Genomic DNA, 11,976 nt, shown 5'->3' with positions numbered 1-11,976 from the left:
CCAATGTCGGTTGCTTCGCTCACGCACGTCGTAAGTTCATGGAGGCGAAAAAACTTCAGGGCAAAGGTAAAACAGGTAAAGCAGATGTGGCGTTAGCCAAAATCCAAAAGCTGTATGCACTGGAATCACGATTAAAACTCGCTTCGGTCGAAGAACGTTGGTCTGAAAGACAATCCAGAGCCAAACCGCTGCTGGATGACCTCTATGACTGGTTAACCACGCAGAAAGTCATCGAGTCGAGTCCTCTTGGTAAAGCCATCAAGTACACCTTGAGTCAGTGGCCTAAGCTGATACGCTATGTTGAAGATGGGCATTTATCTATCGACAACAACCGAGCGGAACGCGCAATCAAATCGCTGGTCATTGGCCGAAAAAATTGGTTGTTCGCCAATAATCCTAATGGTGCGGATGCTAGTGCGCTGTTGTACAGCATCATCGAAACGGCGAAAGCGAACGGACTGATACTCTATGATTACCTAGTCAAATGTATGAAAGAGCTGGCAAAGCCAGAGCCTGATATTAACTCTCTTCTTCCTTGGAACTTCTCACACTAAAACGCCCCGTGGGATCATGGGGCGCTTACGCTGAAAAGAATCTAGCCCAGATATAATCTGGCAGGCACCTAGTCAAAAAAAGGTAACTGTCAGGTCTGAACTATTACACTTCAGCTGTACTGCAACTCTCTTGACTATTACTCACCTGAGTTATGTCATCTAGCAGTTCGAGCACGACTTGACCAATTTGATTTGCCAGAAAAGGTGGCACAGCATTTCCAACCTGTACATACTGCTGAGTCCTATTACCTTCGAAAAAGTAATTGTCTGGAAATGTTTGTAATCTTGCTGCTTCACGTACAGTTAGACTTCTGCATTGTTTCGGATCATAGTGAATGAAGTAGTGACCATCTTTGGAAATATGGCTGGTTACTGTAGTTGCTTCTTTATTCGCGGATTGGACTCGAAAGCGATCTGCATGTGTTCCTGTATCCCAGTTAGCATGTGCTGGTGCTAAGCGTGCTGGAAAGTCACGAGATTTAGGTGAAATACCATTATTTAATAATGAGTAGGTTGCACAAAAGGCATATCGAAGTAAATCCTCGTCCATATGGCTTCTTGTTGCATGGTTTAGTACACAGCCTAAATTTTCATCCAGCAACCAATTACTTAGCGGCTGTGGAATATCTGCACTTCTAATATCGGAATGTACAGAATTTTCTCGCTGTAGATTCTCATATGGAGTTAAATCTAACTCTGCGAGCTTTTCACTCGAATACTGATCGCTTAATACTCGCTTTAACAGCTTAGCATGCATTTTAACTGTACTAGTCCATATGTATGTGTCATCTTTTTGTTTAGAAAAGCCACTTCGTAATTTTGGTAAGTCATTCAGTACACTTCGTACTGTAACTGGGTAATTTTCTGCCTGTTGCAATGTTCTAGGAACAGCTTCAATATCTTCACGAACACCAAGAAGGATTACTCTGTGTCTTGCTTGAGGTATACCATAGAATTCCGAGCGTATTAGAAAGTCTGATGAGTTTACATAACGAGGGTTTTTCGGATCTTCAGCATCAACAACCAAAGAGTAGATTCTGTAACCTGTTATGCCAACTGTATCGGTAACCTCACCAGGGTTCCTTAAATCTTCAAGGATTTGGGGAAAGATCTTCTTCCCATCAACTTTTGCAGACAATATCCCCCGAACGTTTTCCATTACAAAAACTTCAGGTTGAGCAATAGAAATAACTTTCAAGTATTCTTTGTATAAAAAATGTCGATGATCATCTTCAGCTTTGTAGTTTTTTATACCCGCATTACGAGAACGCCCTGCTAAAGAATATGCTTGGCAAGGCGGACCTCCAATGACTATTTTAGGACCTTGGTGCCCTACGACTAGCTCCTGAATCCTTTCATGAATAAGTTTGTTATCTTCACCCAGAGCCCTTGGTTGATGTAATGTTTCATTCAATGCCGCTTGAGATTGCTCTTCGTACATTGAGAAAAGCTCATCGCGAGTTAGTCGACCTCGAACATATTCATAATAGTCGTTTTTAGCTACAGGGTTATCAGCAATCTTTCTGAAAAATGCCCTTGTTGTCAATGTCTTATGTGCAGATGGCTCTTTTTCGACCGACACGCCGATATCAAATGGTTTAATACCATTCTCAGTAGTACATGACGAGATCCCCTCACCAAGCCCTCCGGGACCTGCGAATAGATCAATAACTAGAATTTCACCTGCTTCCATTTTTACTATTTCTTTCGATTAAAATACCAAGCAATCATACCAGGCTAATTTTCCTGGGCAACAAGATATGATTATTCTTTTTAACCTCGGTCTCAAAGGGTTGAAATTTAAGCAGTTAAACCACTTTCAATGCTTTTAAACCGCTGACAGATAGGCTTCCTTGAGCAGCCTCTTCTATATGCTCACTCCACCAGTTCATCATCGGGCGGCGGCGTTCAAGGTAGTCGGTCCGGTTATAGGCACTACGTACTTGGTTATCGTCAACGTGTGCAAGTGCCGCTTCAACCAAGTCAGGATCAAAGCCTTGTTCGTTGAGTGTTGTACTTGCCAGCGAGCGTAAGCCGTGGCTAACAAGCCTTCCGGCAAATCCCATACGCTTCAGTGCCATGTTTGCCGTTTGGCTATTACATGGTTTTTTCGGGTCACGATCAGAAGGAAATATAAATTCGCGATGTCTGCTAATGGGGCTCATCACTTCCAAAAGTGCCAGCATCTGCTCAGTGAGCGGGATGCGGTGCTCTCTTCTTTTTTTCATCCGCTCAGCGGGAATCGTCCAAATTTTTTCTTCCCAATCTATTTCATCCCAACGCGCGCCAGAGGCTTCGGAAGGACGTGTCATGGTGTGTAACTGCCACTCAAGTAAGCAGCGGGTAGTGCGTTTTATATTGGCGTTGGCTATCGCCTCTATTAGTTCAGGGAGTTCTGCCGGCGCCAGCGCTGCCATATGTTCTTTTTTTGGTTTTTTGAATACTTTATGAATATCTTTAAGTGGGTTGGCCGAGATAAAGCCACAGTTGGTCGCATAGCCCATGACTTCATTGAGGCGCTGAATTAGGCGCTTAACGGTTTCAAGGCTTCCTTTGGCTTCAATTGGTCTGAGGAGCTCTATAACTTGTGGAGCCGTAATTTGCTTAACAGGTGTATCGGATAGATAAGGGAAAATATGTAATTCAAGAGAGCGCCAAATATCAACGGCATAGTCAGGAGTGACATCGTGTTTTTTTATTTCAAACCATTCTTTAGAAATATTCAAAAACGTATGTTCATGAATAGCTTTATGTTCCTGTAACTTCTGCTCTTTGTGTTCCTGAGGATCAATTCTTTGTGCGATCAACTCTCTTGCTTCTAGGGCACTTTTTCGTGCTTGTACAAGAGAAACCTCTGGATAGCGTCCTAAGTTGAGATTTGCACGCTTGCCATTTGTTGGTCTGTAATAATTGAGTTGCCATTGCTTAGAGCCACTTGGCAAAACCCTCAGTTTTAGACCTTGGCCGTCAACAAGGCTGTACTCTTTTTCTTTGGGCTTTGCGTTTTTGACTTCTGTTGCTGTGAGTGGTTTAGTTTGTCTAGGCATGTTAGGAACCAAAAGTAAGGAACACAATACTAAGGTTCCTACAATGGTTACTAAAAGTCAAAGATGTAGTGAAACGCCTTGAGATACTATTGGATGCTAAGTTATTGATTTTAAATTGCTATGGATACAAAAAAAGACGTCTTGGGACGTCTTTAAATGTAGAATTGGTGGAGCTGGCGGGATTTGAACCCGCGTCCGAAAATCATTCATCATTGGTACTACATGCTTAGTCGATCTTTAATTTCGCCATCCACCTGCGAACCGACACGCTAATGAATGACTAACCTGAATTATAATTCGCCGTTCATCTCTCAGGTGGGAAAATCCGGGCTAGCGCGTTTGGTTTTGACTCTTTGTTGTTCCCCGTCTTACGTGCGGAAGCTAGGGCAAAGAGGCTCTCAGCAGGGTATTAAGCTGCTAGTGCGTAGTTTTCGTCGTTTGCGACTATTTTTTTGCGGTTTGTTAACGAGGCCTACCGCACCTCGGCATGCACCTCAGACTGCAAAATTCCCGTCGAATCCAGAATCAGCCCCAGAGGTAGTTGGTGCATAGTACCAGAATCCAAGATTCTGTCTAGCATCAATTGTTTAAGTGGTTACAATTAACGCAACGCACTTTTCATGACACGCGCTTTTTGGCGCTGCCAATCTTTATCTTTTAGATCATCTCGCTTATCGTGCAGTTTTTTACCTTTAGCTACGCCGATTTTTAGTTTGACCCAAGAACGCGACCAATACAAAGAGAGAGCGATAAGTGTCATTCCCTCTCGATTTATGCGGCCAAATAAATTGTCTAACTCACGCCGAGAAAGGAGTAACTTTCTTACACGCGTTGGATTGGCCACAACATGCGTGCAAGCTTGTTGCAATGGCGTAATACTCATACCGGAGATAAAAGCTTCTCCGTCTCGCAAGAAAACGTAGCTTTCTGCAATATTGGCTTTTCCTTGGCGAAGGGATTTTACTTCCCAACCCTGAAGCTCCAACCCTGCTTCTACCTCATCTTCAATGAAGTATTCATGGCGAGCTTTTTTATTGAGCGCGATAGTGTTGCTACCCGCTTTTTTCGTTGATTTTTTCTTTACCATAGTGGGTGCATTATACGGATTGGTCGAACGTAAGGGAATGTTTTTCTTGATGTAGCATAAGGGGATCGCCTGATAACTTCAAGCTGTTCAGCGCTTCATTCTTTATTGCGAGGTCTTAGTTGGTCTTAACTTGAGGTAAACAGGGGATAAACGTACAATCAGTTTCAGCGTTATTGAGTGTTTATAAAGGGGATAACAATGAAGCAAGTGAGTCGTTCTGCTCTGGTTGCGTTTAGTGCAGAACAAATGTTTCATTTGGTTAATGATGTAGAAAGTTATCCAGACTTTTTACCTGGGTGTTCAGGAACACGGATATTGGAATCTTCCCCAAATAAAATGGTGGCTTCTCTCGATGTCTCAAAAGCGGGAATAAGTAAAACCTTTACTACAGAAAATCATCTAACTCATGGACAGTCTATTCTTATGAGTTTAGTTGACGGCCCATTTCGAGCATTAAAAGGTGGGTGGTATTTTACGCCTTTAGATGAGCGAGCATGTAAAGTGGAATTAAAGCTAGAGTTTGAGTTCGCTAGTAAAATGATCGAGATAGCTTTTGGAAAGGTTTTCAATGAGCTAACTAGTAATATGGTAGATGCTTTTACTAAACGCGCCAAGCAGGTATATGCGTGATGAATATTGAATCTGAAATGATCCATGTCGAGGTGGTTTATGCTTTGCCTCATGAGCAGCGGGTGATTACTTTGGTAGTCAACGATGCTATGACGGTGGAAGAAATTATTCAGCAATCGGGGATTTTACAAGCATTTCCCGATATTGACTTAACAAAAAATAAAGTGGGTATATTTAGCCGTAGCGTCAAGCTTGATGCTACAGTGCGTGATCATGACCGAATTGAAATTTATCGTCCTTTATTGGCCGACCCTAAAGAAATTCGTCGAAAACGAGTAGAAGAGGCTAGGGCTGAACAAAAACAGGCCAAAAAGTAACTATGCTGGGCCATTCCCGATGTTACTAGCAGTGTATCATCGGGAAGTTTTCTTGTGAGCAATAATTCTAAGATTAGTTTAAGTTTAAGCGTTGAGTCCTATCTGCCTCTGCTGGTTGGTACGTGCGGATATTGACTAGTTGAGGCCTTCAAAAAAGGTATCACTTTGTTGGAAGTCTCCGGAGATGGTGGCTAATAGCCCAGAATCGTTGAAATTAACGATTAAGTTTTTTTGAATTGATGGATTATGTCCTGGCGTATGGTGATAAATATAATACCAAGTATTTGGATAACCATTTTCGATCAGCATTGGCGAACCAAGCACAAAACGAACTTGTTCCTTGGTCATGCCAAATCTTAATTGTTCTACCGCTTGTTGTTCAACATAATTACCTTGGTTGATATCGATTCGGTATACTAAACGTTCAAGGACGGAGCAGCCGGATAGCAATGTGGCTGCGAGGGGGATGGCAATAAGCCACTTGGTTAATTGCATATTAAATTCTACTGCCAGTAAGAGTCAAAACTAAGTCGATAATAAACAAGCACCGAGCAGATGTAAAAAACTTCACTCTCCTCGGCGCTAATTAAGACTATAAATTTTGAATTAGGTTGCAAAGATTTTTCTACATGGTGGCTTTTTAAGCCGCAACCAGCAGTTCTTTTGCATTAGCCAGTGTTGATTCGGTGATTTGACTTCCACCCAACAAGCGAGCCAGTTCAGCGACTCTTTGTTCGGTATTCAATTTGATCATTTGTGTTTCTGTTTTTCCGGCTTTGGTTTGTTTTGCTACAAAAAGTTGATGATGACCACAGCCAGCAACTTGTGGAAGATGAGTGACACAGAGTACTTGGGTCGACTCGCCTAGCTTACGCAGCATTTTTCCGACCACAGCAGCTGTTGGCCCGGAAATACCAACATCGACTTCATCAAATATTAAGCTTGGAGTGTCAATTTTCTGAGCCGTAATGACTTGAATCGCTAAAGAAATACGCGACAGTTCACCACCGGAAGCCACTTTAGCAATCGGTTGTAATGGTTGACCTGGATTGGTTGAGACTAAAAACGTGACATGATCAAACCCAAGTGGAGAGGGTTGCCCTTGATGTTGAACCACGTCAATTTTAAAATGTGCCTTTTCCATACTCAGCTCATGCATGCTAAGACTGATCAGCTTATCTAACTCTTTGGCGTAACGACTGCGTGATTTGTGGAGTTTTTCTGCGCAGTTTGCAAAGGCTTGGTAGTGATGGGCGACTTCATTTTCTTGTTGTTGTATTTTTTCTTCTGAATGATCGAGTTGAGCGATTTGTTGTAATAATAACTGATGATGGGCATAAAGCTCTTCTGGTAGTACATGATGTTTACGGGCTAATGAAAGTACCCGTGAATAGCGTTCTTCCACATAAACCATTCGTTCAGGATCTACATCAATGTTAGCGAGGTAAGCTCGTAGCTCATTATTGGCTTCCTCTAATTGGATGACCGCTTCACTTAACATATTTGGAAGGCTGTTTAACTGGTTATCCATTTCAGCTAACTCCATGACCGTATGACTGACAGATTGGAGGATGCTTAGAGCATTGATTTCCTCGCTTTCATCAAGCAAATTGATTGCTTTTTGGCAATTGAGTGCGAGATCTCCGCTATTGGTTAAACGTTTATGTTCTTGCTCTAGTTGGATAAATTCTTCTGCGCCAATCGCTAACTCGTTTAGTTCTTTAATTTGATATTCCAACAATTGGAGTTGAGCTTGATTTTGTTGGCTGCTTTCTCGCAATTGTTTCAGGTGGTGGTTGGCTTGACACCAATGTTGGTAGGCGAGGCGAGTCTGTTTTAATAGATTATGGTGGCCTGCATACTGATCTAGCATCGAGAGCTGTTGTTCCGGTTTCATTAATTGTTGATGAGCATGCTGTCCATGAATATTAATTAACAATTGTCCGATTGCTTTAAGCTGAGAAAGTGGGACAGGGCTACCATTGATGAACGCTCTAGAACGCCCATCTTTATTAATAATTCGGCGTAAAATACATTCTTGGCCATCGAGTAAGTCATTGTCTTCTAACCAGCGGGTCGCATGTAGGTTATTATCTAGCATAAACGATGCACTGACTTCAGTTTTTTCTTCATTTTGGCGAACCATACTGGCTTCGGCTCGGCCACCAAGACACAAGCTAAGAGCATCAATAGCGATGGACTTGCCTGCTCCGGTTTCTCCGGTGATGGTTGTCATCCCTTTTGAAAGTTCAAGTTGCAGAGATTTTACAATAGCAAAGTTATTTACACTTAAATGAGCCAGCATTTTAGCACCTGTACAATTTAACAATACTGTATAAAGATTCAGTATATACTGTTTTTTTATACAGTAAAGTTATCTGGGTTAAAAATTTTGCGTGGTGTGATGCTGTGTGAAATGGTTTAAAATAATTTGCTTGACCAACCCAGTTTATTCCGTAAAACACGATAATAGCTATAATCTTGAGGATGGATGAGCTTCAATACATTAGCACTTTGATAAATATGAACTTCATCGCCAGGAGATACAGGTAAAGATACCTGCCCATCACAACTGACTTCTTGAGTGCCTCGGTTATCGGGCGACACCACTAATTTAATGCGACGTTCACTGTCGACAACGAGAGGTCGGGAAGATAGGGTATGAGGAAACATCGGAACGAGTGTGATGGCATTCAAGCTGGGAGATAATATCGGCCCTCCTCCAGACAGTGAATATGCAGTCGATCCTGTGGGTGTCGAAATAATTAACCCATCAGAGCGTTGAGAAAAAGCAAAGTTATCATCAATATAGACTTCAAATTCAATCATATGGGCAATTTTTCCGGGGTGTAGAACCGCCTCATTCAAGGCTGAGTTATGACTTTTGATTTGCCCATGACGGTGAATCTCGGCTTCAAGTAAAAAACGGGTTTCTTGCAAATAATGCCCATCCAGTACGCTGCCCAACTCGTTTTGAAAATTGTCAGGATTGAGATCGGTGAGAAAGCCTAAATTACCTCGGTTAACACCGATGACGGAGATATCAAAACGAGATAGAACTCGAGCCGCTCCCAACATATTGCCATCGCCCCCGACGACAATAGCTAAATCGGCCTTATTTCCTAATTCAATTAAGCTGGCAAAGTGTGCTTGAGGAATATCGGTGAGAATTTCACGTAAGCGATCATCAATAAAGACCGATTTCCCGAGCGCAGTAAGCCAGAGATAAATCTCTTTATGTGTTTGAATTGCTTTTTGATCTCTTGGTTTTCCAATGATAGCGATCACGTCAAATGGATTTTTCATACGCTTTCCAACCGAATTAGGCTTGAATCAGAATTCTTCATCCCCATAATAAAGGCAAGTTATGCTTTTATGCGAATTTTTGTGTCAAAAACCAAGATAATTTGATGCTTAAACACCATCGTGATGAGAATTCTGGAGATATCATGAGCAACGAAGAAAATAAAATCAAAGAGGAAGAGCTACAGCAAGAAGCGGTTGATGTAGAGGCTGAAATTGTTGGTAGTGATGAAGATATCGATTGGAATCAAGATGTTGAACCAGAAGAGTTAAGTGAGCAAGAAAGTAAAATTGCTCAATTAGAGGCGGCTTTATTGGCCAGTGAAGCTCGAGTGAAAGAACAGCAAGAAAGCGTCCTTCGCGCTCGTGCCGATGTTGAAAATATGCGTCGTCGTTCTGAACAAGAGATCGATAAAGCGCGTAAATATGCGTTAGGACGTTTTGTTGAAGAATTATTACCCGTGTTGGATAACTTAGAACGCGCGATCCAAGCGGTAGATAATGAAAATGAAGCGATCAAACCCTTTTTAGAAGGTGTTGAATTAACTCATAAAACTTTTGTTGACGCAGTAGCAAAATTTGGGGTAACGGTGATTAATCCTGAAGGTGAAGCGTTTAACCCTGAATATCATCAAGCAATGTCTATTCAAGAAAGTCCAGATCATCAATCAAATACGGTTATGTTTGTGATGCAAAAAGGCTATGAATTGAATGGTCGAGTTGTACGTCCAGCGATGGTGATGGTGGCTAAATAAGCGTGTTGTCTATTTTACGGACACATTTAAATCAGCGAGGTCTTAAGGCTTCGCTTTTTATTATAAAATTCAAATTTTTTTTCATGTTCCCCTTGAAAAGAGGTTGTTAACCCCTATTTAAAGGGCATACGAGAAACAAACATCCACGTTTTTGTTTGTGAGTGGGGTTGAAACCCAATTCTCCATCCCCACATTAGGGATATACAGCAAAACGAACATATAGAATTATTTCGGAGATAGCCTGATGGGTAAAATCATTGGTATTGACTTAGGTACTACTAACTCATGTGTAGCCGTACTCGACGGTGACAAACCTCGCGTAATTGAAAACGCGGAGGGTGAGCGCACCACCCCATCTGTGATTGCTTATACAGATGGTGAAACACTCGTTGGTCAGCCAGCAAAACGTCAAGCTGTAACCAACCCTGAAAATACATTATTTGCGATTAAACGTTTGATTGGTCGTCGTTTCGAAGACGAAGAAGTTCAGCGTGATATCGAAATCATGCCGTATAAAATCGTTCGTGCAGATAACGGCGATGCATGGGTAGAAGCGAAAGGCCAAAAAATGGCTGCGCCTCAGGTTTCTGCTGAAATTCTGAAAAAAATGAAGAAAACAGCAGAAGATTACCTCGGTGAGAAAGTGACGGGAGCGGTTATTACTGTTCCTGCTTACTTTAACGATGCTCAGCGCCAAGCCACTAAAGATGCGGGCCGCATCGCGGGTCTTGAAGTTAAACGTATTATTAACGAACCAACGGCAGCTGCGCTTGCTTATGGCCTTGATAAACAAGGTGGTGATCGCACAATCGCCGTTTATGACCTCGGTGGTGGTACGTTTGATATTTCGATTATTGAAATCGATGAGGTTGAAGGCGAAAAAACATTCGAAGTATTGGCGACCAATGGTGATACACACCTAGGTGGTGAAGACTTTGATAACCGCATGATTAACTACCTCGTTGATGAGTTTAACAAAGAGCAAGGGATCAACTTGAAACATGATCCACTTGCAATGCAGCGTCTAAAAGAAGCGGCAGAGAAAGCGAAGATCGAACTTTCTTCAGCACAGCAAACCGATGTCAACCTGCCTTATATTACGGCAGATGCAACGGGGCCTAAACACATGAACATCAAAGTGACTCGGGCTAAATTAGAGTCATTGGTTGAAGATTTAGTTCAACGCTCTTTAGACCCATTGAAAGTGGCACTAGCGGATGCTGACCTATCAGTCAATGACATCACTGATGTTATCTTGGTGGGTGGTCAAACTCGTATGCCGTTAGTTCAGAAAAAAGTGGCTGAGTTCTTTGGTAAAGAAGCGCGCAAAGATGTTAACCCTGATGAAGCGGTTGCAGTGGGTGCGGCTGTTCAAGGTGGCGTTCTTGCGGGTGATGTAAAAGACGTTCTATTACTTGACGTGACACCTTTGTCTCTAGGTATTGAGACTATGGGTGGCGTGATGACAAAACTGATTGAGAAAAATACCACGATTCCAACCAAAGCGAATCAAGTATTCTCAACTGCTGAAGATAACCAAAGTGCTGTTACCATTCATGTTTTACAAGGTGAGCGTAAGCAAGCTATGTATAACAAGTCTCTGGGTCAGTTTAACCTTGAAGGTATTAACCCAGCGCCTCGTGGTATGCCACAAATTGAGGTGACGTTTGACTTGGACGCTGATGGTATTTTGCATGTGTCAGCGAAAGATAAACAAACGGGTAAAGAGCAAAATATCACCATCCAAGCTTCTGGCGGTTTGAGTGATGAAGAAATCGAAAAAATGGTTCAAGAAGCAGAAGCCAATAAAGAAGCGGACAAGAAGTTCGAAGAGTTAGCGACTGCACGTAACCAAGCGGATCAAATGATTCACGCAACGCGTAAGCAAATTGAAGAAGCCGGTGATGCTCTGCCTACGGATGAAAAAGAGAAAATTGAAGCAGCCATTAGTGAGCTAGAAACTGCGAAGAAAGGTGAAGATAAAGCCGAAATCGACGCAAAAGTTCAAGCCCTAATGACCGCAGCTCAAAAATTGATGGAAATCGCTCAGCAGCAAGCACAGGCACAAGGTGCGAATGCTGAACAGCAAGCAGCACAAGACGACGTCGTTGATGCTGAGTTTGAAGAAGTTAAAGACGATAAGAAATAATTTTTCTTAATCTCCGTTCGCTTTGGTAGCTAACGGGAGTCTTACGGTCTTGCTTGCGGGCGTTTGGGGTAACTCTTACGCCCGTAAGTTTGTCATTATCTTTGTGTCTATAAAGATAAAGGACAAGCCTAAAA

At 42.3% G+C, this 11,976-nt stretch carries 11 protein-coding genes and 1 other RNA gene; 5 read left to right on the top strand and 7 right to left on the bottom strand.

The features are described 5' to 3' along the window. A partial coding sequence (tnpC, locus tag CAG57_RS10200; protein WP_161433750.1) for an IS66 family transposase occupies positions 1-554 on the top strand: 554 nt, incomplete at its 5' end. A 103-nt stretch (positions 555-657) separates the two neighbouring features. On the opposite strand, the gene CAG57_RS10195 is transcribed toward tnpC, so the two are convergent. The 4 genes from CAG57_RS10195 to smpB all read right to left on the bottom strand — a co-directional run bounded on the left by CAG57_RS10195 (position 658) and on the right by smpB (position 4,688). Continuing rightward, entirely contained in the window at positions 658-2,247 is a 1,590-nt protein-coding gene (locus tag CAG57_RS10195; RefSeq protein ID WP_158148103.1) for a DNA cytosine methyltransferase, read from the bottom strand. A gap of 115 nt (positions 2,248-2,362) precedes the next feature. Further along, positions 2,363-3,601, bottom strand: coding sequence for an integrase domain-containing protein (locus CAG57_RS10190; RefSeq protein ID WP_161428193.1), 1,239 nt, complete (start codon positions 3,599-3,601; stop codon positions 2,363-2,365). A 165-nt stretch (positions 3,602-3,766) separates the two neighbouring features. After that, positions 3,767-4,134: a transfer-messenger RNA gene (ssrA, locus tag CAG57_RS10185) on the bottom strand. A gap of 68 nt (positions 4,135-4,202) precedes the next feature. After that, a complete protein-coding gene (smpB, locus tag CAG57_RS10180; protein WP_099611977.1) occupies positions 4,203-4,688 on the bottom strand; it encodes an SsrA-binding protein SmpB in 486 nt (161 codons plus the stop codon). Positions 4,689-4,886: 198 nt separating this feature from the next. On the opposite strand from smpB, the gene CAG57_RS10175 reads away from it, so the two are divergent. Together CAG57_RS10175 and CAG57_RS10170 are read left to right on the top strand one after the other, a co-directional pair. Further along, on the top strand, positions 4,887-5,318 hold the full coding sequence (locus CAG57_RS10175; protein ID WP_161428192.1) for an SRPBCC family protein: 432 nt from the start codon (positions 4,887-4,889) through the stop codon (positions 5,316-5,318). Next, positions 5,318-5,635, top strand: coding sequence for an RnfH family protein (locus tag CAG57_RS10170; protein ID WP_099611979.1), 318 nt, complete (start codon positions 5,318-5,320; stop codon positions 5,633-5,635). Before CAG57_RS10175 ends, CAG57_RS10170 begins: the two co-directional genes overlap by 1 nt. A gap of 135 nt (positions 5,636-5,770) precedes the next feature. Here the strand turns inward: CAG57_RS10170 and bamE are convergent, their stop codons facing one another. The 3 genes from bamE to nadK form a co-directional block, all read right to left on the bottom strand. Further along, positions 5,771-6,130 carry an outer membrane protein assembly factor BamE gene (bamE, locus tag CAG57_RS10165; RefSeq protein WP_161428191.1) on the bottom strand — a complete coding sequence of 120 codons (360 nt, stop codon included), beginning with the start codon at positions 6,128-6,130 and terminating at the stop codon, positions 5,771-5,773. 145 nt (positions 6,131-6,275) lie between these two features. Beyond that, positions 6,276-7,940, bottom strand: a complete 1,665-nt coding sequence (recN, locus tag CAG57_RS10160; protein ID WP_161428190.1) for a DNA repair protein RecN — start codon at positions 7,938-7,940, stop codon at positions 6,276-6,278. A gap of 116 nt (positions 7,941-8,056) precedes the next feature. After that, positions 8,057-8,941, bottom strand: a complete 885-nt coding sequence (gene nadK, locus CAG57_RS10155; protein ID WP_161428189.1) for an NAD(+) kinase — start codon at positions 8,939-8,941, stop codon at positions 8,057-8,059. A gap of 143 nt (positions 8,942-9,084) precedes the next feature. Between nadK and grpE the strand changes: the two genes are divergently transcribed. Together grpE and dnaK are read left to right on the top strand one after the other, a co-directional pair. Continuing rightward, positions 9,085-9,693: a nucleotide exchange factor GrpE gene (gene grpE / locus CAG57_RS10150; RefSeq protein WP_161428188.1), complete on the top strand. Its 609-nt coding sequence runs from the start codon at positions 9,085-9,087 to the stop codon at positions 9,691-9,693. A 244-nt stretch (positions 9,694-9,937) separates the two neighbouring features. Continuing rightward, positions 9,938-11,842 carry a molecular chaperone DnaK gene (gene dnaK / locus CAG57_RS10145; protein WP_099611982.1) on the top strand — a complete coding sequence of 635 codons (1,905 nt, stop codon included), beginning with the start codon at positions 9,938-9,940 and terminating at the stop codon, positions 11,840-11,842. Positions 11,843-11,976: the final 134 nt, after the last annotated feature.

Origin of the sequence: Vibrio sp. V30_P3S12P165, from assembly GCF_009904905.1 — a bacterium.
Taxonomy (GTDB): domain Bacteria; phylum Pseudomonadota; class Gammaproteobacteria; order Enterobacterales; family Vibrionaceae; genus Vibrio; species Vibrio fujianensis.
Note: the sequence above shows the minus strand (reverse complement) of the source record. Positions and strands in the feature narration are given on the sequence as shown.